At 57.2% G+C, this 22,757-nt stretch carries 23 protein-coding genes; 16 read left to right on the forward strand and 7 right to left on the reverse strand.

Features of this window, described 5'->3' with window-relative positions:
• Nucleotides 1-71: 71 nt before the first annotated feature.
• The 8 genes from KO499_RS04260 to ahpC all read left to right on the forward strand — a co-directional run bounded on the left by KO499_RS04260 (nt 72) and on the right by ahpC (nt 7,089).
• Nucleotides 72-548, forward strand: coding sequence for a hypothetical protein (locus KO499_RS04260; RefSeq protein WP_215982467.1), 477 nt, complete (start codon nt 72-74; stop codon nt 546-548).
• On the forward strand, nt 538-699 hold the full coding sequence (locus tag KO499_RS04265) for a hypothetical protein (protein ID WP_215982468.1): 162 nt from the start codon (nt 538-540) through the stop codon (nt 697-699). Before KO499_RS04260 ends, KO499_RS04265 begins: the two co-directional genes overlap by 11 nt.
• A 22-nt stretch (nt 700-721) precedes the next feature.
• Nucleotides 722-934 carry an acetyltransferase gene (locus tag KO499_RS04270; RefSeq protein WP_215982469.1) on the forward strand — a complete coding sequence of 71 codons (213 nt, stop codon included), beginning with the start codon at nt 722-724 and terminating at the stop codon, nt 932-934.
• A gap of 192 nt (nt 935-1,126) precedes the next feature.
• Entirely contained in the window at nt 1,127-1,720 is a 594-nt protein-coding gene (gene betI / locus KO499_RS04275) for a transcriptional regulator BetI (RefSeq protein ID WP_215982470.1), read from the forward strand.
• Between the two features lie 63 nt (nt 1,721-1,783).
• Complete coding sequence (betB, locus tag KO499_RS04280) at nt 1,784-3,253, forward strand: betaine-aldehyde dehydrogenase (protein ID WP_215982471.1); 1,470 nt, start codon at nt 1,784-1,786, stop codon at nt 3,251-3,253.
• 27 nt (nt 3,254-3,280) lie between these two features.
• Nucleotides 3,281-4,966, forward strand: a complete 1,686-nt coding sequence (gene betA, locus KO499_RS04285; RefSeq protein WP_215982472.1) for a choline dehydrogenase — start codon at nt 3,281-3,283, stop codon at nt 4,964-4,966.
• A gap of 213 nt (nt 4,967-5,179) precedes the next feature.
• Nucleotides 5,180-6,397, forward strand: a complete 1,218-nt coding sequence (locus tag KO499_RS04290; RefSeq protein ID WP_215982473.1) for a BCCT family transporter — start codon at nt 5,180-5,182, stop codon at nt 6,395-6,397.
• A gap of 128 nt (nt 6,398-6,525) precedes the next feature.
• Nucleotides 6,526-7,089, forward strand: coding sequence for an alkyl hydroperoxide reductase subunit C (gene ahpC / locus KO499_RS04295; RefSeq protein ID WP_215982474.1), 564 nt, complete (start codon nt 6,526-6,528; stop codon nt 7,087-7,089).
• A 78-nt stretch (nt 7,090-7,167) separates the two neighbouring features.
• On the opposite strand, the gene KO499_RS04300 is transcribed toward ahpC, so the two are convergent.
• Nucleotides 7,168-7,644 (reverse strand): peroxiredoxin, encoded by a 477-nt coding sequence (locus KO499_RS04300; RefSeq protein ID WP_215982475.1) that lies wholly within the window; start codon nt 7,642-7,644, stop codon nt 7,168-7,170.
• Nucleotides 7,625-8,380, reverse strand: a complete 756-nt coding sequence (locus KO499_RS04305; RefSeq protein ID WP_215982476.1) for a DUF3581 domain-containing protein — start codon at nt 8,378-8,380, stop codon at nt 7,625-7,627. Before KO499_RS04305 ends, KO499_RS04300 begins: the two co-directional genes overlap by 20 nt.
• Nucleotides 8,381-8,640: 260 nt before the next feature.
• Between KO499_RS04305 and ahpF the strand changes: the two genes are divergently transcribed.
• The gene (ahpF, locus tag KO499_RS04310) at nt 8,641-10,227 is read left to right on the forward strand and encodes an alkyl hydroperoxide reductase subunit F (RefSeq protein ID WP_215982477.1); all 1,587 of its coding nucleotides are present in this window, start codon (nt 8,641-8,643) and stop codon (nt 10,225-10,227) included.
• A 50-nt stretch (nt 10,228-10,277) separates the two neighbouring features.
• Here the strand turns inward: ahpF and KO499_RS04315 are convergent, their stop codons facing one another.
• Complete coding sequence (locus tag KO499_RS04315; protein ID WP_215982478.1) at nt 10,278-11,006, reverse strand: TrmH family RNA methyltransferase; 729 nt, start codon at nt 11,004-11,006, stop codon at nt 10,278-10,280.
• 155 nt (nt 11,007-11,161) lie between these two features.
• On the opposite strand from KO499_RS04315, the gene rlmE reads away from it, so the two are divergent.
• Nucleotides 11,162-11,782 (forward strand): 23S rRNA (uridine(2552)-2'-O)-methyltransferase RlmE, encoded by a 621-nt coding sequence (gene rlmE, locus KO499_RS04320; RefSeq protein ID WP_215982479.1) that lies wholly within the window; start codon nt 11,162-11,164, stop codon nt 11,780-11,782.
• On the opposite strand, the gene KO499_RS04325 is transcribed toward rlmE, so the two are convergent.
• The gene (locus KO499_RS04325) at nt 11,772-12,818 is read right to left on the reverse strand and encodes a histone deacetylase family protein (protein WP_215982480.1); all 1,047 of its coding nucleotides are present in this window, start codon (nt 12,816-12,818) and stop codon (nt 11,772-11,774) included. The genes rlmE and KO499_RS04325 overlap by 11 nt on opposite strands.
• Before the next feature lie 116 nt (nt 12,819-12,934).
• Here KO499_RS04325 and KO499_RS04330 point away from each other — a divergent pair, with 116 nt between their 5' ends.
• The 3 genes from KO499_RS04330 (at nt 12,935) to KO499_RS04340 (ending at nt 16,160) form a co-directional block, all read left to right on the forward strand.
• Nucleotides 12,935-13,972, forward strand: a complete 1,038-nt coding sequence (locus KO499_RS04330) for an NAD(P)H-dependent flavin oxidoreductase (RefSeq protein ID WP_215982481.1) — start codon at nt 12,935-12,937, stop codon at nt 13,970-13,972.
• A complete protein-coding gene (locus tag KO499_RS04335; protein WP_215982482.1) occupies nt 13,969-14,517 on the forward strand; it encodes a YgjV family protein in 549 nt (182 codons plus the stop codon). Before KO499_RS04330 ends, KO499_RS04335 begins: the two co-directional genes overlap by 4 nt.
• 116 nt (nt 14,518-14,633) lie before the next feature.
• Nucleotides 14,634-16,160, forward strand: coding sequence for a flavin-containing monooxygenase (locus tag KO499_RS04340; RefSeq protein WP_215982483.1), 1,527 nt, complete (start codon nt 14,634-14,636; stop codon nt 16,158-16,160).
• Here KO499_RS04340 and mltF read toward each other — a convergent pair whose 3' ends face one another.
• Nucleotides 16,161-17,558 (reverse strand): membrane-bound lytic murein transglycosylase MltF, encoded by a 1,398-nt coding sequence (gene mltF, locus KO499_RS04345; protein WP_228339752.1) that lies wholly within the window; start codon nt 17,556-17,558, stop codon nt 16,161-16,163. It abuts the gene before it with no gap.
• Nucleotides 17,559-17,672: 114 nt separating this feature from the next.
• Here mltF and KO499_RS04350 point away from each other — a divergent pair, with 114 nt between their 5' ends.
• Together KO499_RS04350 and KO499_RS04355 are read left to right on the forward strand one after the other, a co-directional pair.
• Complete coding sequence (locus tag KO499_RS04350; protein ID WP_215982484.1) at nt 17,673-18,128, forward strand: DUF302 domain-containing protein; 456 nt, start codon at nt 17,673-17,675, stop codon at nt 18,126-18,128.
• A 313-nt stretch (nt 18,129-18,441) separates the two neighbouring features.
• Nucleotides 18,442-19,764, forward strand: a complete 1,323-nt coding sequence (locus KO499_RS04355) for a DEAD/DEAH box helicase (protein WP_215982485.1) — start codon at nt 18,442-18,444, stop codon at nt 19,762-19,764.
• A 144-nt stretch (nt 19,765-19,908) separates the two neighbouring features.
• Here the strand turns inward: KO499_RS04355 and KO499_RS04360 are convergent, their stop codons facing one another.
• The gene (locus tag KO499_RS04360; RefSeq protein ID WP_215982486.1) at nt 19,909-20,622 is read right to left on the reverse strand and encodes an OmpW/AlkL family protein; all 714 of its coding nucleotides are present in this window, start codon (nt 20,620-20,622) and stop codon (nt 19,909-19,911) included.
• A gap of 158 nt (nt 20,623-20,780) precedes the next feature.
• Entirely contained in the window at nt 20,781-21,251 is a 471-nt protein-coding gene (locus KO499_RS04365) for a winged helix-turn-helix transcriptional regulator (protein WP_215982487.1), read from the reverse strand.
• An 89-nt stretch (nt 21,252-21,340) separates the two neighbouring features.
• Between KO499_RS04365 and KO499_RS04370 the strand changes: the two genes are divergently transcribed.
• Nucleotides 21,341-22,453 (forward strand): NADH:flavin oxidoreductase, encoded by a 1,113-nt coding sequence (locus KO499_RS04370; RefSeq protein ID WP_215982488.1) that lies wholly within the window; start codon nt 21,341-21,343, stop codon nt 22,451-22,453.
• The last annotated feature ends 304 nt before the right edge of the window (nt 22,454-22,757 follow it).

The following is a 22,757-nucleotide window of genomic DNA, read 5'->3' on the forward strand; positions in this document are numbered from 1 at the left end:
TTACTATGACAGAAAAACTGCTCTATCAATTCAGCAAATCAAGGAAACAGAGGTCCAGGCTGTTCTTTCGAATGGCGCTGTTCTGTTGGGTATATGTCGCTGCCTTGTTCGTCTACGAGAAATTTGGGGCACAGCCTGTGCCGGAGGGCTTGTATCTTGCCGTTGTAACGGCATTCCCGCTTGCCAGTGTCATCCTTTTTCTGATCGGGAGGTGGCATCTCCGGAATCCCGCGACCTACCGGGCAATCATTACCGACAAGCAGTTTATGGTTGAATATCCCGGCTCTGAGCAATGGTCTTTCTGTGTGAACGTGGGTGATATCAAGCGCTTTGAGAACAGACAGACTCTGTCCCATGCAGGTCGTGGCATTCCACAGCATGGAATCCTCATGAAAGACGGCAGCTTTCATCACATCACAATGAATTACGGCAATAACATCAGAAAAATGTATAAGGCGGTCAAGCAGGTAAACCCGGAGGTCACCTTCCCGTACAGGGTGAATCAGAAAGCCCGTGGGCTGGGGCTGGATAAGGATTATGACAACTGAGCTGAATGCCTTGGAAATACTGACGTTGCAAGTGCCCCTGTTGTTCCTGGTTATGGTTGTGGCCGCAGAGGGGTGTACGCGGTTCCGGATTGTTTCCCGGGTGTCGTCTGGCTGTCTGGGTTGTGGGGTGCCTGCTATGGTTAAGGAGTGAATACATAGCACTGGAGGCCTCTATGTTCGTCGCCGAAAAAGCCACCGGGCATCTGATTGAGGTGCTGGACACCCAGGGACTCTTCGATCCGCACATCCAGCAGGTAAGTGGCAGTCTCCATTACGGGGAGGAGGCACAGGATCCCGAATTCTTTGCCAAATCCGAGCTTGCCTTTGCTTCTGGTGAGGCGTTGCCCGTGTGCTGGACAGACCCCGATTACCGGCGCCACCGCTGATATTTTCCCCCGTTCCTGCCGTTGCAACAGGGCCGCTTCCTGGCGGCCCTGAGCTGTACGTTTTCTGATCAGGTTTGAATTTGCTGCCTGCCTTCTGTAACCTTTTTATTAATTGAACGTTCAATTAATAAAAGCAGGTCGTGTTTTTGCTGCTTTTCAATTCCGGATTCACGACGGGTAACCAGAGCCGCCATGCCGATTGTTGGAGTGAAAGACACACGCAAGCAGCAGTTGATAGACGCCACCATGGCGTCCATTGCCGAGCTGGGCATGCAGAACACCACCATCGTGAGTATCAGTAAACGAGCAGGCATGTCTTCCGGCATCATCAGCCATTATTTCGGAGGCAAGCAGGGCCTGATTGAAGCGGCTCTGCGCTATCTGCTGGATCAGCTGGGTAAGGAACTGAGAGAGCGTATGGCGAAAACGGACCGCTCTCCGGAACAGCGCCTCAACTGCATCATCGAATCCAACTTTTCGGAGTTCCAGCGTTCGGCGCTGGCGGCCAAGACCTGGCTGAGCTTCTGGGCCCGCTCAATGCATGAACCGGGACTCAAACGGTTGCAGCAGATCAACAACGCCCGGTTGTACAGCAATCTGCGTTATTCCTTTGCGCAGGTGCTTGAACCCGGCGCGGCAACGGAAGCGGCGCGCCAAACCGCAGCGATGATTGATGGCTTCTGGTTGCGCAGCGCCCTGAGCCTGGATGCGGCGGAGAGTTTCGAAGCCGGCGAGCGGCTTTGCAAGAAATTCGTCCACGAGACACTGGCTCAGGCAACTGCCTGAGCTGCGATAGATTCGAATGGCCCACAAGGCCTGAAGACACCGAACCGAGGTTACTCACTGACTATGTCTGCATCTCTTCCTGTTGTTAAGAATTTTGTCCATGGCCGCTTCCTGGACAACAGTACCGGCGAAACCTTCCCTGTGGTCAACCCGGCCACCGGTGACGTTATCTACGAAGTTGAAGTGGCGGATGAGTCTGTGCAGCAGGCTGCCATCGAAAGTGCCCGTGCCGGTTTTGCCGAGTGGTCTGCGATGCCTGCGGTGGAGCGCAGCCGAATTCTGCTGAAAGCGGTCGCATTGCTTCGTGAACGCAACGACGAGCTGGCCGCCACTGAAGTCCGGGATACCGGGAAACCCTGGCAGGAAGCGGAAGCTGTGGACGTGGTTACCGGTGCCGATACGATTGAATACTTTGCCGGGCTGGCCCCGTCCATCGAGGGCACCCAGCAGGATCTGGGTGGCGATTTTTATTACACCCGCCGGGAACCTCTCGGCATCTGCGCCGGAATCGGGGCCTGGAACTACCCGATCCAGATCGCTTGCTGGAAGTCGGGGCCAGCTCTGGCCTGTGGCAACGCCATGATTTTCAAACCGTCTGAAGAGACACCCATGGGTGCGGTCAAGCTGGCTGAGATATACCAGGAAGCCGGCGTTCCGGCGGGTGTGTTCAATGTGGTTCAGGGTGCCGCAGAGGTCGGAGCCTGGCTGACTCACAATCCGGACATTGCCAAGGTTTCCTTTACCGGCGAGGTCGCCACCGGCAAGAAAGTGATGACTGCGGCGGCTTCCACGTTGAAGGAAGTCACCATGGAGCTCGGCGGAAAATCTCCCCTGATCATCTTTGACGATGCTGATCTGGAAAACGCGATCTCCGCTGCGATGGTTGGCAACTTCTACACCCAGGGCGAAATCTGTACCAACGGCACCCGGGTGTTTGTCCATGAAAACCTGTATCCCCGTTTTATGGAGCGACTGCTGGAGCGCACCCGGAACAATATCAAGCCCGGTAACCCGATGAACCCGGACACGAATTTCGGCGCGCTTATCTCCGAAAAGCACCGGGATCTGGTGCTTGATTACATTGCCAGGGGGCTGTCGGAAGGCGCAACCCTCAGTCAGGGTGGCCGGGCGCTTGAACCAGAGGATTCAAAGGGGGGCTATTTTGTCGAGCCCACCATTTTCACCGACTGCACGGATGACATGACCATCGTGAAAGAGGAGATCTTCGGGCCGGTGATGTCTGTGCTCACTTTCTCCGATGAGGACGAGGTGATTGCCAGAGCCAACGACACCGATACCGGCCTGGCAGCGGGTGTGTTTACCAATGACCTCCGTCGTGCCCACCGGGTGATTCACCAGCTCGAGGCGGGCATCTGCTGGATCAACAGCTACGGCGCATCCCCGGCGGAAATGCCCGTAGGCGGTTACAAACTCTCTGGTATCGGCCGCGAAAACGGGCGCGAAACCATCGCTCACTACACCCAGATCAAGTCGGTGTACGTGGGGATGGAAGACATTGATGCACCCTTTTAAGACCGACGGTTACACAGGAGAGCGCGTATGACAGAAAACCGATACGACTACATCATAGTGGGTGCGGGTTCCGCCGGTTGCGTTCTGGCCAACCGTCTCACTGAGGACGCGCGCCATCGGGTGCTGTTGCTGGAAACCGGAGGCAGCGACAAGAGCATCTTCATCCAGATGCCCACCGCCCTGTCCATTCCCATGAATACCAAAAAATACGCCTGGCAGTTCGAGACCGAGCCCGAGCCGTTTCTGGACAATCGCCGCATGCATTGTCCCCGGGGTAAGGTTCTTGGCGGTTCCTCCTCGATTAACGGCATGGTCTACGTTCGTGGTCATGCCCGGGATTTTGACGAGTGGGACGCCGAGGGTGCCAAAGGCTGGAATTACCGGAACGTCCTGCCGTATTTCAAGAAGGCTGAAACCTGGGCGTTTGGTGGCGATGATTACCGGGGGGACAAGGGCCCGCTTGGAGTGAATAACGGCAACAACATGCAGAACCCGCTCTATAAGGCCTTCATCAAGGCGGGTTCCGACGCTGGTTACCTGGAAACCGACGATTACAACGGCGCGCAACAGGAAGGGTTTGGCGCCATGCACATGACCGTCAAAAATGGCCGTCGCTGGTCTACGGCCAATGCCTATCTGCGCCCGGCCATGGAACGTCCGAACCTGACTGTGGTAACCCATGCTCTGGTCCACAAGGTGTTGCTGGAGGGTAAAACCGCCACCGGTGTTCGCTATGAGCAGGGCGGCAAGGTACATGAGGCGAAGGCCGCCGAGGAAGTCATCCTGTCAGCCGGCTCTATCGGATCACCGCACCTGCTGCAGCTGTCGGGCATTGGCAATCGTGAGGTACTGGAGCGGGCCGGAATTGAGGTAAAACACGAGTTACCCGGCGTCGGTGAAAACCTACAGGACCACCTGGAATTCTACTTTCAGTACCGGTGCAAGCAGCCGGTGTCTCTGAACGGCAAGCTGGACTGGTGGAACAAGCTGAAGATCGGCGTCCGCTGGATTCTGCGCAAGGACGGCCTGGGCGCTACCAACCACTTTGAATCCTGCGGCTTTATTCGTTCCAAAGCCGGTGTCGAATGGCCCGACCTGCAATACCACTTCCTGCCGGCGGCCATGCGCTACGACGGCAGAGAGGCATTCAATGGCGATGGTTTTCAGCTGCACATCGGTCACAACAAACCGAAAAGCCGGGGCTTCGTGCATGTGCAATCGGCAGACCCGAAACAGGCCCCGACCATCCGTTTCAACTACCTGGAACATGAAGCAGACCGGGAAGGTTTCCGGGACTGCGTGCGTCTGACCCGGGACATCATCAATCAGCCAGCCATGGATGAGTATCGTGGCGCGGAAATTCAGCCCGGTGCCGACGTCCGGACGGACGACGAAATTGATGCCTTCGTGCGCCAGGCGGTGGAGAGTGCCTACCATCCATCCTGCTCGTGCAAGATGGGTACCGATGCCCTCGCCGTGGTGGATCCAGATACCCGGGTACACGGCATCCGTCATTTGCGGGTGGTGGATTCGTCCATCTTCCCGACCATACCGAACGGCAACCTGAACTCACCCACCATCATGGTGGCCGAGCGGGCAGCCGACCTGATCCGGGGCAGGGAGCCCCTTCAACCGTCTGACGCACCTGTGGTGATGGACAACCAGTGGCAGGCACGTCAGAGACCGGGACAGGCAAAGCGCGCGCTGACATAGCGCGTCGTCATCCCACCCGGGCGTGCAATGCGCCCGGGGTTTTGCAAGCCCTCAGGATTTCCCTATCAGCGCAGCGGTGTTCAGCCGTTTTCGGGCGCCAGATAGGCAAGTCCTGGGTTTGTGTCCGATTCGAAATAAGCAGCGCTTACCAAGTAGAGGAGGAACACCCATGCTGTGCTTTACTGTAAACCTATCCAACCGGAGGAATCGTCGATGACACTCTGGTTATCCACAGGACTGATATTCACCTTCGCCGCCATTGTGCTGATTCTGTATAAATGGTGGGACATCAAGTGTATCGGAGTCACGCCGGTCCGAACCTTCACCTTCATTGCCATTCTGTTCACCTCCGGTCTGGATGTGGGATTGATCATGTTCCCGCTCACCGAGTTCGGTGGTTATGGCGACTTGTCGTCCAGCCCCGAGTATGGTTTTGCCAACCCGCTGGCGATCGAGTTCGGCTTCTGGGCCTTCCTGATCTGGGGCTTTTATTTCCTGACCTGCTTCTATTTTGTGATCGTTGAACCAAGAGTGCAGTTCTTCGAAATTCCGCTGGTGAAGCTCGTGAATAATGTGGTGATCATTGGCACCTGCGCGTTCACGGCGTACCTGCTATTGGTAAACCTGCCCTGGTACCTGCCTCAGCTCGGCGATGGCGAGTCCGTGGTGCCGGCTTTCTACGCTATAGTGTTTGTTGCGATCGGGCTGGCGGTCTACTCCAGTTCCAAGATCAAGTACGTGCGCATCCTCAGTTTGGGCTCCAGTCTGCTGTTCATCGCTCTGATCGTTGGTATGTGGTTCCGGGCATTTGTTCTGGGGGCCGGCTCCCCAGCCGACTTCCTGGGCACCGCCGGACTGATCGGCGAGTACTTCGCTAACATTCACCAGTTTGTATTGCCGATCAATGACTATCATGAGTTCTACCTGTTCTGGTGGTTTGCCTGGAGCATCATGATAGGCCAGTTTACCGCCCGTTTCGTAAGTGGTATCCGGACCTGGCAATTGCTGATTGCCATGCTGGTGGTGCCGTCTATAGCCATTGGTGTCTGGTTTACGGTGCTCTATCACTACCATGCCGAGGGGCTGCAGATTGCCGCGCTCACCAATATTGCGATGATCTCCGTTGGCGTTTTGATGGTGGTGAATTCTCTGGATTCCCTGATCCGGCTGTACACCGATAACCTCAATATCACCGCCCAGCGCCTCGGGCGGGCAAACTATGTGGTGTTCAATGTTCTGGTGATGGTTGCCCTGACCATGCTGTTTCAGCTCGATTTCCTCCGGATTCAATGGGTTGGTGCTCTGGTAATCGCGCTCTATTTCTCGTGTTTTGCGTATATTCTCGCCAAGAAACGGGTGGAAGTGTCGGCCATTAAAGCGTCACCGAAAGAGAATATTCTGGACTTCGGGAAGATTGAACTTGCGGGTTAAGACCCCATGAATAGGCAGAGCCTATGTCTGGTTTGGAAATTATCAATTTTATCCCGGCGCCTGATCGGGTTAACGTGGGCACTGTAAATTCATTGACGTATGAATCCATCAACAAGGAGTGAGCTTTAATGGGCATCATTAACAGCGAAATCAAACCATTCAACGCAACCGCATTCAAAAGCGGTGAGTTTGTTGAAATCAGTGAAGCGGACGTAAAAGGCAAGTGGTCGGTCTTCTTCTTCTACCCGGCCGACTTCACCTTCGTTTGCCCGACCGAACTGGGCGACGTTGCAGACAAATACGAAGAGCTGCAGAAGCTGGGCGTTGAGGTATTCTCCGTGTCTACCGACACCCACTTCACCCACAAGGCATGGCACGACAGCTCCGAAACCATTGGTAAGATCAATTACTACATGGTGGGTGACCAGAACGGTACCATCACCAACAACTTCGGCGTGATGCGTGAAGGCCAGGGCCTGGCAGACCGTGCCACCTTCCTGATCGATCCGGATGGCGTTATCCAGGCGATGGAAATCACTGCCGAAGGTATCGGCCGTGATGCCGACGACCTGATGCGCAAGGTCAAGGCTGCTCAGTACGTTCGCAACCACCCTGGCGAAGTATGTCCGGCCAAGTGGAAAGAAGGCGAAGAAACTCTGGCTCCGTCTCTGGACCTGGTTGGCAAGATCTAAGTTTTTCCTTCGGGAAACTTATGAACAAAAAAACCCCGGAATTCCGGGGTTTTTTTGTGTCCTGGAAAAGGCGATCGTTCAGAGCGCGTCGAGGATGGTTTCGGCGCTGGTCAGGTCCAGCCCCTGGGCATCAACGTTCAGCAATTCAATGCTGCCATCGCTTACGATCATGGCGTAGCGCTGGCTACGGATACCCATACCGTTCGCGGTCCGGTCCTGAGTCAGATCCAGGGCTCGGGCAAACTCGCCCAGGCCATCGGCCAACATGATGATCTCTTCGGCGTTATGGGCCTTGCCCCAGGCATCCATCACGAAGGCATCATTGACCGAGGTGCAGATGATGCTGTCGACCCCTTTGGCGCGGAGTTTGTCGGCATTCACGACGAAGCCGGGCAAGTGGGCTGCCGAACAGGTGGGCGTGAAGGCCCCCGGTACGGCAAACAGCACCACTTTCTTGCCGGCAAAGAGTTTGCCGGTGCTGACTTTCTCCGGGCCTTTGCTGCCCATCACCTGAAGTTCGATGTCTGGCAGGGTATCACCCGGCTTGATTGGCATCGCTGTGGTCTCCGCTGTTGTCCTTGTTGAAATAGTCGGCACCACGGGCCTTGAGGCGATAGAACTCTTCAATCACCCCGGCCATCGCCTCAGGACAGTAGGGCCGCAGACCACTCAGTACCAACCGCTTGGTCACTTCGCCCACCGGTTTGTTGTCGGCCATCAGCCGGTACTCCAGCAGCACGTTGCCGCGCTTGCCGGCTGCCTCGAGTGTCGCGTTGTTCAGTTCGAGGTCGGGAGAGGGCAGATTCAGGTTGTCCAGAGCCAGGCTCATGCTCTCGTACATCACCATCGGCCGGTCGGGATTGAACATCACCCCGTTGGATTCCATCAAGGGCTTCAGAGTGTGGGGGAAGTTCTTGCCGGAGGCCGCCACGTAGGCACGAGTGATGTCTTCAATCAGTTGTTTGTCCTGAGTGCAGGCGCCACTGCGAGCAACTTCAATATAGACTTTGCCTGCCCCGTCGCAGACGTTGAGGCCGTCGTCAGTTTCCACAAATCTGAGGGGAACGCCCTCGCCGAGCAGACTGCGGAACCGGAAAGTCATGTTTTCCGACAGTCCGAAGCGAGCCAGAACAATGGCAAAGAGCAGATCCCCGGGAACACAGAAGCGACGGGCATCGGGGTCGTGGATGGGGTTGAAGTCTCCCGCGATTTCCTTGGCAAACTGGCTGGCCTGCAGGGCGGAGATAACGATCTGCCCGTCCTCGATGGTATGGAAACGGTCTAGAAACATGCGTTGCCTATTCTGAGTACCAGAGAATGATGTTGCTACATTGACATCACATCATACTGCGGCAATCGACGCGTGGATATGCGCTATTGGTCAAGTTTTCCGGGTGCTGAATCTCAATAGATAGCAAGGCCCTATCAAACAGTTTGGGGCAATTAATTTGAGCATCAGGTTGCCGATCCGTATCTTTGAATACATCTCATCCAGTTACCGTATTTGAATCCAGATACGAAGTCTCGAACTCTTAAAGGAGATGTAAGAATATGTTGGACGCCAATATCAAGGAACAACTGAAGGCCTACATGGACAAGCTGCAGCAGCCGATCGAGCTGGTAGCAGCCTACGATGACAGCAAGAAATCCCAGGAACTGAGGGAGCTGCTGGAAGAACTGGAACCGATGTCTTCCTTGATCAGCCTGCGCACGGAAGAAGCTGACGATGTGCGTCGGCCTTCTTTTGCGATCAATCGTGCAGGCACCGATATTGGCGTTCGCTTCGCCGGCATTCCCATGGGCCACGAGTTTACTTCTCTGGTTCTGGCCCTGCTGCAGGTGGGCGGCCATCCGTCCAAGGCTGCTCAGGAAGTGATTGAGCAGATTCAGTCCCTGGAGGGCAAACTCGAGTTTGAAACCTATTTCTCCCTCTCCTGCCAGAACTGCCCGGACGTGGTGCAGGCCCTGAATCTGATGAGCGTGCTGAACCCGAACGTCAGCAATACCTCCATTGATGGAGCCCTGTTCCAGGATGAAGTGGAGCAGCGTGAGGTTATGGCGGTGCCCAGCGTTTACCTGAACGGTGAACCCTGGGGTCAGGGCCGGATGACCCTGGAAGAGATTGTCGCCAGGCTGGATACCAATTCAGCCGAAAAAGACGCCGAGAAACTTAACCAGAAGGAAGCCTTCGAGGTTCTGGTGATTGGTGGCGGCCCGGCCGGCTCTGCAGCGGCGATCTACGCGGCTCGTAAGGGCATTTCCACCGGCATTGCCGCCGAGCGCTTTGGTGGGCAGGTCGCCGATACCATGGGCATCGAGAACCTGATCTCCGTGCCCTACACCGAGGGCCCGAAACTGGTGGCTGCCATGGAGCAGCACGTTACAGAATACGACGTTGACATCATGAACATGCAGCGCGCCGAGAAGCTGATCCCGGCAACCAGAAAGGGCGGCCTGCATGAAGTGCGCCTTGCGAATGGCGCCTCCCTCAAGGCTCGCAGCCTGGTGCTCTCTACCGGTGCCCGCTGGCGCCAGATGGGCGTTCCGGGTGAGGAAGAGTACCGGAACAAGGGTGTGGCCTACTGCCCGCACTGTGACGGCCCGCTGTTCAAGGGCAAACGTGTGGCAGTGGTCGGTGGTGGTAACTCCGGTGTAGAAGCGGCCATCGACCTGGCTGGAATCGTGGGTCACGTGACCCTGATCGAGTTCGGTGCCGAGATGCGGGCGGATGAGGTGTTGCAGAAGAAGCTACGCAGCCTGAAAAACGTGGACATCATCACCTCCGGCCAGACCACAGAGATCACCGGTGACAACGGCAAGGTCAACGGCCTGAACTACATCGATCGCAACTCCGGCGAGCAGCACCATGTTGCACTGGAAGGCGTATTCGTCCAGATCGGTCTGGTTCCGAACACCGAGTGGCTGAAGGGTGACATTGAGCTGAGCCAGCACGGTGAGATCATAATCAATGATCGCAATGAAACCTCCGTACCGGGTGTTTTTGCGGCCGGTGACGCGACGACTGTGCCTTACAAGCAGATTGTCATTTCCATGGGCGAAGGCTCCAAGGCCGCATTGAGTGCCTTTGACTTTCTGATCCGCAATTCCGTGGACGAGAACGAGGAAGAAGCGGCGTAAACCCGAACAACGCTGCCTGATGAGAGAGGCACCGGAGCGATCCGGTGCCTTTATTGCTCTCGCACGAGTTCGTAAGTGCACATGTTGACTGCCGATGCCAGGTTCAGGGATTCGATCTGGCCCCCGCCCTGAATGGTGTAGGGCATTGCCTGGAGTTCGACGAGTGCGTCTTTTGGCACACCCCTCGCTTCATTGCCGAACAGGTAGCAGTCGTGCTGCCGGAAAGTATCCGTTGCCAGTGAAGCGCCGTGGAGATCGAGGCAGGCGAGGCTCTGATATCGGGTTTTCAGGCTTGTGAGAGCAACGTCGGTTTCCAGGGGCACATGAAAGAGTGCTCCCATACTGGCGCGCACCACTTTCGGGTTGTAAGGGTCCACACTGCCCGGACTCATCAGACACCGGAAACCGCCAAACCAGGCGAGGGTGCGTAGTATCGTGCCCAGATTGCCCGGATCCTGGACCTCGTGCAGGTAAATGGCTTTTTCGCCGGATTCCGGTTCAGGCAGACGATCCGGCATGGGCACGATCGCAAGAATACCCTGAGGCGTGCGGGTATCGGCAAGTTGGGCCATCTGGCGCTCGTTGATGACGTGAGTCCTGAACGGACTCTGCCAGTGCTCATAGGTGCCGGTGACATACAGCTCTGCTGCTGCCAGGGCTGGTTGCTGCGTGGCCGCCTTCTGCAGTTCCAGCACCAGATGCTCGCCTTCCACGAGGTAATGACCAAGCGACTGCCGGTATTTTTTCTGGTGCAGTTTTTTAATGTCGGCCAGATTCAAAGGGGTGCTCTCCCGGAGAGTGGGCGTTGTCGGATGTACAGGAATCGCAGCATGCTGCTGAATTGTACGTGTGCCAGCCCGGGTTGTCAGGGTTTTGCCGCAGACAGATGCGACACGTACAATTGGCGGCTGATGTTTCCGTTTGAAGAGATCCTATGGCCCGATCCAAAAGCAGTAACCGCTGGCTTGAAGAACATGTGAACGACCCCTTCGTGAAACAGGCGCAGGTGGACGGCTACCGTTCGCGGGCCAGTTACAAGCTTCTTGAAATCAACAAAAAGGATCGGCTGATTCACCCCAACATGGTGGTTGTGGATCTTGGCTCGGCGCCGGGAGGCTGGTCGCAGGTGGCGGCAAAACTGGTGGGCCACAAGGGCCGTGTTATTGCTTCAGATATCCTCCCGATGGACGCCATTGCCGGTGTGGACTTCATTCAGGGGGACTTCACCGAGAACGAGGTGTTCGAGTCGATCATGGCAACCCTGGGCGATGACCCGGTGGACGTGGTGATTTCCGATATGGCGCCGAACATCAGTGGTGTGACCGTTGCCGATCAGGCCTCCTCCATGTATCTGGTGGAGCTGGCCCTGGATATGGCAAACCAGGTGCTCAAGCCCAAAGGCAGTTTCCTTGCCAAGGTGTTTCAGGGTGAAGGGTACGACGAATACCTGAAATCGGTACGCGCCGTGTTCGACAAGGTCGTGGTGCGCAAGCCCGACTCATCCCGGGCCCGCTCCCGGGAAGTCTATATCCTTGGCAAGGGCTTCAAGGGCTGAGGCAGCCCGCAGCCCGGTCGAAGCCCTGCATCACATTCACGGCATTGACGCCGATGGCATCGACATCGTATCCGCCCTCCATGGTAAACACGGTCGGCAGGCCAAGCCCGGCCAGTCGCTGGCCCAGGCTCAGGTAATCGCCGGAGGTCAGCTTGAAGAAGGAAATCGGGTCCTCTTCGAAGGTGTCGACACCCAGGGCGACCACCAGGGCGTCCGGCTGGAATGCCTGAATCCGCTGGCAGGCCTTTTCCAGTCCCTGACTCCATACACTGTAGGGTGTGTCTGGCGGATACACGATGTTCAGGTTAGAGCCCTCGCCGGCGCCCTCGCCAGTCTCGTCTTCAAAACCCAGAAAATGGGGAAATACCAGGTCCGGATCGCCGTGCAGGCTGATGGTCAGCACGTCACTGCGCTGGTAGAAGATCGCCTGGGTGCCGTTGCCATGATGGAAATCCACATCCAGTACCGCGACCCTGCCATAGCCCTGATCCCGGAAAGCCTGCGCTACGATGGCCGCATTGTTTAAAAAGCAGTAACCGCCGAACAGATCGGCATGAGCGTGGTGTCCGGGCGGGCGGCACAGGGCAAAGGCAGCGCGTTCGCCACCGGCCACCAGTTTCTGGGCGGTAAGAGCCACATTGGCTGATGCCCGGGCCGCCTCCCAGGTGCCTTCCGAGATGGATGTTTCCGCCGCAAAGCTGAAGTAGCCGAGCCTGCCGTCGATGTCTTTCGGCAGCCGGTGACGCATGCCGCGGCCGGCCCAGACTGCCGGAATGGCTTCGCCGGGCTTACCGGCAGCCAGCCAATCCTCCCAGCAGGTTTCCAGAAACTCGACGTAATCGGCCGTGTGTACCCGTTTGACCGGACCAAGACCAAACTCTTCCGGCGCCAGAATCTCTCCAAGCGCCTGGTCCTTCACACGGGCCAGAATGGTTTCGGCTCGCGAAGGCTTTTCGTGAGGTTCAATCAGCAGGCCACCGTCCAGTTCGGTTCTTACATGCCGGCGGCTGTGCAGCGGAGAGAAAACAGTTTTCATGGTCTCGGGTGGTCCTCGGTGAATGATGACGGTCACGTTGGCACAGGGCATTTCATGGCTCAACCCCGATAATTGTGGCAGGCTAAGGCCTTTTTCGGGGAGAGGGGATTACCGCTATGGCGTTGCAGGATGTACTGGGTATCGAGTGGCCGATCATTCAGGCCCCCATGGCTGGTGTGCAGGACAGCAGGCTTGCTCTGGCGGTATCGAACGCCGGCGGTCTGGGGTCCTTGCCCTGCGCCATGCTGAGCCCCGAGGCCCTCAGATCAGAGCTGGAGACCCTTCGGGCGGGTACAGGAAAGCCCTTTAACGTCAATTTTTTTGCCCATACTCCGCCGGTGCCAGACAACGCACGGGAACAACGGTGGCGTGAGGCCTTGTCGCCTTATTATCGGGAGTTCGGCATCGACCCCCACGCCATTCCGGCCGGCGGCGGCCGTACCCCGTTCAACGAGGAAACCGCCGCTCTGGTGGAGGCCTTTCGACCGCAGGTGGTGAGCTTTCATTTCGGACTGCCGGCACCAGCCCTGCTGCAAAGGGTCAAGGCGGCTGGCGCAAGGGTATTGTCTACCGCAACCACCGTTGAAGAGGCGCTCTGGCTGGAACAGAACGGGGCAGATGCCATCATTGCCCAGGGCCTGGAGGCCGGTGGCCATCGCGGTATCTTTCTGACCCGTGACCTGTCCACACAGCTGGGCACCTTTGCCCTGGTCCCCCAGGTGGCAGGCGCAGTAAAGATTCCGGTGATCGCCGCCGGGGGGATTGCCGATGTCGGTGGTATCCGAGCGGCCATGGAGCTGGGCGCAGCCGGTGTTCAGCTCGGGACCGCTTTTCTGCTGTGTCCGGAGGCTACCACCCGGGCTGTTCACCGGGAGGCGCTGAAAGGCCCGCAAGCCCGCCACACGGCCATCACCAACCTGTTCTCCGGCGGTCCGGCGCGAAGCATTATGAACCGGGTGATGCGGGAGCTGGGCCCTGTTGCTGAGGTGGCACCTGAATTTCCGCTGGCAACTTCGGCCATCGCTCCGCTTCGGGCGGCGGCAGAAGCGAGAGATTCCGGCGATTTCAGCCCGCTGTGGTCGGGGCAGAACGCCAGCGGCTGTCAGGAGATTCCCGCCGGGCAACTGATCCGGCAGCTTGTCGAGCAGTTATGACCGATCTGATCGCGGAACTGTCTCTGGCACAGGGCCTGGGCCAGCTTTGCGGTCTGGTTGCCCTCGGTTTCTGTATTGCCGGCTTTTCCAACCGGAACGATGACCGGCTGATGGTGTTGCTGATCTCGGCCAATGTTGCTTTCGCCCTGATGTTTGCGTTGTTCGAGAGCTGGACGGCATCGGCGCTGACGGTTCTGGTCATCGTACGCATTACCCTTGCCCGCAAGTACCAGGGTAACTGGTCTATTATGCTGGGCATGCTGGCGGTGAACCTGCTGGTAGCCTGGGTTACCTGGAAGTCGGTCACGGATGTCTTTCCACTGGCCGCGGCCGTCTTCGGCACCGTCGGCATGTTCATGCTCCGGGGCATTCCTCTGCGGATCATCCTGGGGCTGGCCGCCCTGGCCTGGATGCTCAATAACATTGTTATTGGTTCGGTGGGCGGGACGCTGGCAGAGGGGATGGTTCTCGTTACCAACGTCATTACCATCATCCGTCTGTACCGATTGCAGCGAAAGTATCCGGATGTCAAAGCACACCACTGACTCAAACAACGGTGACCGGGATCACTTTGGCCAATTTCCGCACCGGGCCGCCTGAGCTATCTTGATTCCTGGCCATTAATTATAAAAAAACGGATTTGAATCCGAGAGGGCAGGCAGTGAGTAACCAGCATTTCGATGTTCTGATCATCGGCGCCGGCGTTTCCGGTATCGGCATGGCATGTCATCTCAAGCGTGAGTGCCCCGGCAAGTCGTTTGCCATCCTTGAGCGCCGACAGTCCCTGGGCGGCACCTGGGATCTGTTCCGGTATCCGGGTATCCGTTCGGATTCCGACATGTTCACCTTCGGCTACCACTTTCGGCCGTGGACGGGCGCCAAGGTGCTGGCGGACGGCGCGTCCATCAAACACTATCTGGCGGACACGGCGAGCGAGCATGATGTCGCGCGGCATATCCGCTTCGGGCTGGCGGTGAAAACAGCGGACTGGTCCGGGTTGGACAAATGCTGGAAGCTTACCGCCCTTAATGAAGCGACGGGTGATACGGAACACTACACCGCACGCTTTCTGGTCGGCTGTACCGGGTACTACAACTATGATCAGGGCTATAAGCCGGACTTTCCCGGAGAGTGCGGTTTCCGAGGCCGGATAGTCCACCCGCAGCACTGGCCTGAAGATCTGGACTACGCGGGTAAAAGGGTGGTGGTGATTGGCAGCGGTGCTACCGCCATTACCCTGGTGCCGACCATGGCGGAGAGGGCCGGGCATGTGACCATGTTGCAGCGCTCACCCACCTATCTGATGCCGTTGCCGTCCATCGACAAGATTACCCTGGCCCTGCAGAACGTTCTGTCGGAGAAGGCTGCCTACCGGTTTACCCGGGCCAGGAATATTTCCATTTCCCGTTTTCTTTACCAGTGTTCCCGAAAGTGCCCGAAGCTCATGCGCTGGCTTTTCCTTCGAATAATCAAGCGACAGGTAGCGAGCAGCGCTGACATGCGGCATTTCACTCCGGACTACAATCCCTGGGACCAGCGTCTGTGTGTCGTGAAGGACGGCGATCTTTTTCAGGCCATGAAATCGGGCAAGGTGTCCATTGCCACCGATCATATAGACCGTTTTACCGAACACGGAATCCGCCTGAAATCCGGTCAGGAGCTGACAGCGGATATCATTGTTCCGGCCACCGGTCTCGACATCCAGATGTTCGGAGGTATCCGGCCGACGGTGGACGGTCAGGAGGTGGTGATGAAAGACAAGATCATCTACAAGAATGTGATGGTGGAGGGCATCCCCAATGCGGGCATGATCTTCGGGTACACCAACATTTCCTGGACCCTGAAAGTGGATATAGCCGCCGAGTATCTGTGCCGGTTGCTGAACCTGATGGACAGGCGGGGCTACCGAACTGTGTTGGCCCGGGACACCGATAACAGTCGCGGCAATGATACCGTTCTCGGTTCTCTCAACGCCGGTTATATACGCCGCGCGGCGGATCGCCTGCCCCGCCAGGGTACTCACGGGCCCTGGAAATCGTCGCAAAACTACCTGGAGGATGTGAAAATCCTGCGCTTTGAGCCGATTGAAGATGGCTACCTGGCATTTGACGGGAAACGGAAGCACGCGAGTCGCAGAGAATCCGACGGATTCCTGCGGCCTCTGCGCTCAGCCCTGTTCGGGACCTGATTATTCAAAGGCAGAACGTATCACGTCCCGGTAGTTGCGGATTCGCTGCACATAATGCACGGGCTCATAGCCACGGGCGTATCCATAACGGGTACTGGGGTAGTATCGCTTGTCGGCCTTGAGGGGTAACACCTCGGTCATTTCCTGCCAGGAATCCGGATTTTTGTTCAGTGTCCGTGCCAGTTCCCGGGCATCCAGCAGGTGGCCCCGGCCAATATTGTAGCTGGCCAGAGCCAGAAAGGTACGGTCTGGTTCCGGAATGGTCTCCGGCAGTCGGCGGTGCCGGTCGGCGAGGTAACGCGCGCCGCCATCAATGGCGGCCTCGGGGTCCAGCCGGTTGGTCACGCCCAGGGATGTTGCTGTGCGTTGGGTCAGCATCATGATGCCGCGAACACCGGTGGGTGACTTCGCTTTGGGGTCCCAGTGGGATTCCTGGTACGCCAGTGCCGCCAGCAGATCCGCAGGCATACCCGTTTTGGCTTCGGCGGCCCGGAACGTATCAATGAACAGAGGCAACCGGTTCGCTATCCGGCGGTTCAAAGCCCGCAGATCCACGAAATCGAAATCGCCGATGTAGGAATAATAGCGATTCTCCATCAAGCCAATGGCTTCATCGCCTTCTACGCTGTTCATCCATTCATGGGCGTCGTCTCCCAGAGCCTGCAGGTTCCTGGGCAGGTACCAGCCCAGGTTCCTGCCATCCGTCAGGGTCATGGCAACCTCCAGATGCGGGAAGTGCCTGCGCATTACCTGAACAATGTTGGAGTCGGCGACGGTACAGCCGACGCTCCGGTCGGCAACCGCCGAGAGAATGATTTCTGTGGTGCGCTCTTTGTCTTCCTTGAATTGAATGCCCGGGTGTTGGTCGGCCAGGTTGTTCAGGGTCTCGACGTAACTGGAACTTGCCGTGACAACAATATCCGTTCCGGGGATGTCCTCGGGTTTCCGCGGCATCGGGCGGGAATCCCGGTGACACACCAGTTGTTCCGTGATTTCAGTGTGGGCAGGGCCTCGGGCGAACCGTTCATCCCGGGAAGCGAGGTGTGTCAGTCCCGCTGCGGCGAGGTGGGTGGTGCCCGACTCCAGCTCCGCCAGCACATCACGGGTAGACTCGAGCATGGTCCATTCCACCTGCCAGCCCCGGTGCTCTGCGTAGGCGCTGATCAGTGCGTGCTCGGGACCGATCGGGTTTTCGTGTCGGTCCAGATAATAGGTCGTGGAGCCATTTCGGGTAGCAACTTTCAGGACGCCCGTTTCAGAGGGTGGTTTCAGAACCGTCGTCTCTTCTTGTTTGGAGGCGCTCTCACTGCAACCCATCAATAACAGTGGCAGTATCAGGAGGCCACCGGCGAACTTCCCCTGGGGCATGGTGAAACCTTGTCTTTTTGAATGTGACATCTACGTATTACCATGTGCTCATCATTAACTCTACTCCTTGATTTTGAGATCGGATCCATGGCTTGCTGTGCATTGGTCTGATTTTTAGTGTGCCAATTTTCAGGGAGAGGGTGTATGAAAGCGTTGAAGATTCTTGCGGTGCCGCTGCTGGCTATGGCCGTTAGCGGTATGGCCCAGGCTGCAGAGGGCCTGATTACCGTGAAGAGCAATCACAGTGTTGCCGCGACCGCTGACAAACTTGAGGCGGTTCTGAGTGACAAAGGCATGAAGATCATGAACCGTATCAATCACGCTGAGGGTGCAGCTGCGGCTGGTCTGGTACTGAGGCCAACCGAGCTGGTGATTTTTGGCAACCCGAAGGTTGGCACGCCGCTTATGCAATGCGCCCAGAGCGTCGCCATTGATTTACCCCAGAAAGCCCTGATCTGGGAAGACGCCAACGGCGATGTCTGGCTGGGGTACAACGACCCACAGTACCTGAAAAGCCGCCACGGCATTGAAGGTTGTGATGAGGTGCTGAACAAAGTCAGTGGTGCGCTCGGCAATTTTGCCAAAGCAGCGACCCGATAGAGTGGCAGAAGCGGGAACTCGGCGCGGCGTTGCGTTTCCGGCACTTGCCCGCCGGGTTCCTTCGGATGCTTATTATAATCACCTATGGCTAATTGCCCGGGCCTCTGTTACTGTGCCCGCATCCTGCCTCTAGGGATTCCGCAGTTTAAGGCTATATGCCCGTGCGACCTTTCCATACGACCTGTCAGAGGACGTCACCCCGATAACGGCGCGTGACCGTAGTCGTCTTTTATTCCATGAATGTTCATGGCATCTGCCCGCATTCACCGAGAACGGTGTTCGTGGAGGCAGAATAATCAAGAGTTGATCTTATATGAGTTTTTCTTCACTCGGATTGTCCGAGCAGCTGGTCCGTGCAACGTCTGACCAGGGTTACGAAACCCCATCTCCTATTCAGGCCCAGGCCATTCCCGCCGTGCTTTCTGGCAGGGATGTCATGGCTGCGGCCCAGACCGGTACCGGCAAAACGGCCGGCTTTACCCTGCCTTTGCTGCAGCGCCTGGGTGAAAACCCGCGTACCGGCAAAGGCCCCCGCGCTCTGATCCTGACGCCTACCCGCGAACTGGCGGCGCAGGTTCACGACAGCGTGAATCTCTATAGCAAATACATTCCTACCAAGGCCGCAGTGGTCTTCGGTGGCGTAAAAATCAATCCACAGATGATGAAGCTCCGCAAGGGCCTGGATGTGCTGGTGGCAACACCCGGTCGTCTGATGGACCTGTATCAGCAGAACGCTGTGCGCTTCAACGAAGTGGAAATTCTGGTGCTCGACGAAGCCGACCGCATGCTGGACATGGGCTTTATCCGCGACATCCGCAAGATTCTTGCGCTGTTGCCGGCCAAACGCCAGAACCTGCTGTTCTCTGCCACCTTCTCCAGCGAGATCCGGACACTGGCCGAAGGCCTGCTGGATAATCCGGTTCAGGTGGAGGTTGCTACCCGTAACACCACAGCCGAGAAGGTAAAGCAGTCTGTCTACCCGGTGGATCAGAGCCAGAAAACAGCGCTGCTGAGCAAGCTGGTGCGTGACAACAGCTGGGAGCAGGTACTGGTCTTTACCCGAACCAAGCACGGGGCCAATCGCCTGACCCAGAAGCTGGAGAAGGACGGCATTACCGCTGCCGCTATTCACGGCAACAAGTCACAGGGAGCCCGTACCCGGGCGCTGGCGGAGTTCAAGGCCGGTGACGTACGAGTGCTGGTTGCGACCGACATCGCGGCCCGCGGCCTGGATATCAAACAGTTGCCACAAGTGGTTAACTTCGAATTGCCCAACGTAGCGGAAGACTATGTGCACCGCATTGGCCGTACCGGTCGTGCCGGTGAGAGCGGTCACGCCCTGTCACTGGTCAGTGCCGATGAGGGCAAACTGCTTGCCGGTATCGAGCGACTGATCAAGAAGCAGTTGCCGCGCAAGGAAGTGGAGGGCTTTGAGCCAACCAACAACCTGCCGCTGAAACCCAAGGCCAAGGCGGATCCCAGCCGCGCACGCAACCGTAATGGTAACGGTGGTGGTAATGGTCGTCCGGGTGGTAAACCGAAAAGCTTCGGCGCCAGGCCTGGTGGTCGCAGCGGTGGCCGTAGCCAGAATGGCGGTGGTAACCGGGGTAGATCAGGTCAGGGCCAGAGCGCCTGACGGGCGCCCGGCAGTGAAAAAAACGGAGCTTCGGCTCCGTTTTTTTGTTTCAAAGCGGTAAAAAAGACGGGGCCGGAGGGCCCCGCACAGGAGAACGCACCTGGGCCAGCCAACAGACCGTGGCGACTGGCTCAGGTGCGGGGATCAGAACTTGTAGGTGAAACCGACCATGTAAACCATCGGATCGATTTCCACGTCAAACTCATCGGTTTCGGCAAGGAAACTGCCGGCGCCATCAAAAACCTTGACGGTGGCGTCGGTGTTGAGATCCGCCCACCAGATAGCCGCATTCAGACCGAAGTTTTCGCTCAGCATGTAGTCCATGCCCAGCTCAAGGGCAACGCCGACACTGTCTTCCAGCTCCAGTTCACTGGACGCAACACCCAACGCACCATTCAGGTTGTCAGTGGTTTTTTCTTCAAAAAACGTGGTGTAGTTAACGCCGACACCGGCGTAGGGCTGAAAGGCAGATGCGCTGTGCATCGGAAAGTACTGAAGGGTCAGTGTGGGCGGAAGATGCTTTGTCTCGCCAAGTTTCACGTCACTGGAGATATCGCCACCACCGTTAATGTCATGCTTGAACGGTGTGGCACCGAGGACACCGATACCGATGTGGTTGGCAACCATGTAGGTGGCGCGAATGCCCAACTGGGAGTTTGCATCTACGGTGACTTTTGAATCGACACCCGGTCCCAGAAGCGGAGCCCCACCGACAGTGATTGACTCACTGGAGTCGTCCGGTGCGACATGGGCAACGCCGGCGCGAATCACGAAATCACCGGCTTCGAATGCTTGAGCGGCGGGCGCCGCAGCCATAACTGAGGCAGCCAGAACAGCAAGTTTGAATGTGCGGGACATCTCCATCTCCTTAACCTGAATCGTTGATGAACGCAGGTTAATGGCATCGGCGAATGGAAACTTGATTTAGCGCAATAATGCCCGGACAGGCAGGGGAGTTTGACCAGAGGATTGATTTAACTCAAAAAAGCAAACGGTGTTGCGGTTACTTCGGATAGTCAGGCGGTGTTCTTTTTATCCCCGGGCAAGCTCTCGTCCGGTACGAACACATCCCGTATGGAAAGGGCGCGGCCGTCAGCGTCCTGGACTTCCACGGAGTGGATCGGACGACCCGTGGCCCGGTCACGCAAATCCAGAGGTGTCTGATCCGGGGCGGGGTTCCATTTATCGCCCCACTGGCGAAGGGCAATCACCACCGGGAAAAGGTCCCTGCCTTTTTCCGTCAGACGATATTCAAAGCGCGAACCATGCTCGCCCACATCCACTTTCCGGAGTACCTCGTTGTCCACCAGCCTGGCCAGACGATCGCACAGAATATTCTTGGCGATACCAAGCTCTTGCTGAAAATCGACGAAGCGGCGGGTGCCATACATCCCGTGCAACACGATCAGCAATGACCACCAGTCTCCCACTTCATTGAGGGCACGGGCGACGGAGCAATTGGAGTCATCAAAACGTTTTCTGGCCATGGCTTCAGTGTACCGAATAGGGTTGCATTTTAAAACCAGATTTAATAGGGTTGCTTAACGAAACCAAATTAATGAGGTTGCATATTACCATGAGCATGAATCTTGGCCCGCTTTTCGAACCCTTTGAACTCCACAACCTCAAGCTACGCAATCGGGTCGCCATGGCACCGATGACCCGCAATTTCTCGCCTGGCGGTGTTCCGGGTGAGAACGTGGAGGCCTACTATCGTCGTCGGGCTGAAGCCGGCGTTGGTCTGATCATTACGGAAGGCACCACGGTCAATCACCCGGCTGCCAACGGCTATCCTAACGTACCGGCTTTTCACGGGGCCGACGCCCTGCAAGGCTGGAAAAACGTAGTGGATGCTGTGCACGAGGCGGGAGGAACCATTTTCCCGCAACTCTGGCACGTTGGCGCGGTTCGTAAGGAGGGGACACCTCCGGATCCTTCGGTTCCCGGTTACAGTCCGTCCGGCCTGTTTGCCCCCGGCAAGCCCAGCGGCAAGGCCATGACCAAAGACGACATCGACGATGTTGTCACCGCCTTCGCCGACGCCGCCCAGGACGCCAAAGCACTGGGTTTTGATGGGGTAGAGATTCATGGGGCTCATGGTTATCTGCTGGATCAGTTCCTCTGGGAAGGCACCAACCAGCGCGAGGATGAGTACGGTGGCAGTCTGCAAAACCGCCTGCGTTTTGTGGTCGAGATTGTTGAGGCGGTTCGTCATCGGGTGGGCCCGGACTTCCCGATCATGCTGCGCTTCTCACAGTGGAAGCAGCAGGATTACGACGCAAAGCTGGTCAACAGTCCCGAAGAACTTGAAGCATTTCTCAAGCCTCTGGCTGAGGCTGGCGTGGACATTTTCCATGCCTCTACCCGTCGTTTCTGGGAGCCGGAGTTTGAAGGCTCGGATCTTAACCTGGCTGGCTGGACCCAGAAGCTCACTGGCAAGCCGACCATGTCCGTGGGCAGTGTCGGACTGACGGAAGACTTCATCAGCGGTACCTTTGCCAGCAAGCAGGAAGCCGTTGAGAAGGCGGGTATCGATGAACTGGTGGCACGCATGACCAACCATGAATTCGAGCTGATTGCTGTGGGCCGGGCGCTTCTGCAGGATCCTGAATGGCTGACCAAAGTGAAGGAAGGCCGTCTGAACGAGGTCGAATCCTTCGCCAAGAAATCTCTCGCCGAGCTTTACTGACCGATTCCTGCGGTCGCATGATCGGAACCAGCCGCAGAGCCTTCGGGCCTGCGGCTTTTTTATTCCCGATGACCCGTATCATCATACGTGTACAACACCACCGAACAGACTCCGCTCCAGACAGTCGCGGGGTTGCACTCAGCTCTGCAAGCCCTCCTTCAACGAGAACCTCGTAACCAAGCCTGACCTGCCGACTTTGTTGCATTTTGGCCTGTTTCACCAATACTGGAAGCGTGGCCCTGCCGCACTGTTTCAGGGCGCCTTTGCCATGAGGCCGGTCATGATTGCCGGGCAATTCCGGTTC

The organism is Marinobacter sp. F3R08, from assembly GCF_018860425.1.
Classification (GTDB): Bacteria; Pseudomonadota; Gammaproteobacteria; order Pseudomonadales; family Oleiphilaceae; genus Marinobacter.

Bases quoted from the DNA above. Each gene is read 5' to 3' on its own strand.
- KO499_RS04290 (WP_215982473.1), top strand. From the start codon at position 5,180: ATGACACTCTGGTTATCCACAGGACTGATATTCACCTTCGCCGCCATT.
- rlmE (WP_215982479.1), top strand. From the start codon at position 11,162: ATGGCCCGATCCAAAAGCAGTAACCGCTGGCTTGAAGAACATGTGAAC.
- KO499_RS04370 (WP_215982488.1), top strand. From the start codon at position 21,341: ATGAGCATGAATCTTGGCCCGCTTTTCGAACCCTTTGAACTCCACAAC.
- KO499_RS04330 (WP_215982481.1), top strand. From the start codon at position 12,935: ATGGCGTTGCAGGATGTACTGGGTATCGAGTGGCCGATCATTCAGGCC.
- KO499_RS04355 (WP_215982485.1), top strand. From the start codon at position 18,442: ATGAGTTTTTCTTCACTCGGATTGTCCGAGCAGCTGGTCCGTGCAACG.
- KO499_RS04260 (WP_215982467.1), top strand. From the start codon at position 72: ATGGCGCTGTTCTGTTGGGTATATGTCGCTGCCTTGTTCGTCTACGAG.
- betB (WP_215982471.1), top strand. From the start codon at position 1,784: ATGTCTGCATCTCTTCCTGTTGTTAAGAATTTTGTCCATGGCCGCTTC.
- KO499_RS04305 (WP_215982476.1), bottom strand. From the start codon at position 8,380: ATGTTTCTAGACCGTTTCCATACCATCGAGGACGGGCAGATCGTTATC.
- KO499_RS04270 (WP_215982469.1), top strand. From the start codon at position 722: ATGTTCGTCGCCGAAAAAGCCACCGGGCATCTGATTGAGGTGCTGGAC.
- ahpC (WP_215982474.1), top strand. From the start codon at position 6,526: ATGGGCATCATTAACAGCGAAATCAAACCATTCAACGCAACCGCATTC.
- betA (WP_215982472.1), top strand. From the start codon at position 3,281: ATGACAGAAAACCGATACGACTACATCATAGTGGGTGCGGGTTCCGCC.
- KO499_RS04335 (WP_215982482.1), top strand. From the start codon at position 13,969: ATGACCGATCTGATCGCGGAACTGTCTCTGGCACAGGGCCTGGGCCAG.
- ahpF (WP_215982477.1), top strand. From the start codon at position 8,641: ATGTTGGACGCCAATATCAAGGAACAACTGAAGGCCTACATGGACAAG.
- KO499_RS04265 (WP_215982468.1), top strand. From the start codon at position 538: ATGACAACTGAGCTGAATGCCTTGGAAATACTGACGTTGCAAGTGCCC.
- KO499_RS04300 (WP_215982475.1), bottom strand. From the start codon at position 7,644: ATGCCAATCAAGCCGGGTGATACCCTGCCAGACATCGAACTTCAGGTG.
- KO499_RS04365 (WP_215982487.1), bottom strand. From the start codon at position 21,251: ATGGCCAGAAAACGTTTTGATGACTCCAATTGCTCCGTCGCCCGTGCC.
- KO499_RS04350 (WP_215982484.1), top strand. From the start codon at position 17,673: ATGAAAGCGTTGAAGATTCTTGCGGTGCCGCTGCTGGCTATGGCCGTT.
- KO499_RS04325 (WP_215982480.1), bottom strand. From the start codon at position 12,818: ATGAAAACTGTTTTCTCTCCGCTGCACAGCCGCCGGCATGTAAGAACC.
- KO499_RS04360 (WP_215982486.1), bottom strand. From the start codon at position 20,622: ATGTCCCGCACATTCAAACTTGCTGTTCTGGCTGCCTCAGTTATGGCT.
- mltF (WP_228339752.1), bottom strand. From the start codon at position 17,558: ATGTCACATTCAAAAAGACAAGGTTTCACCATGCCCCAGGGGAAGTTC.
- betI (WP_215982470.1), top strand. From the start codon at position 1,127: ATGCCGATTGTTGGAGTGAAAGACACACGCAAGCAGCAGTTGATAGAC.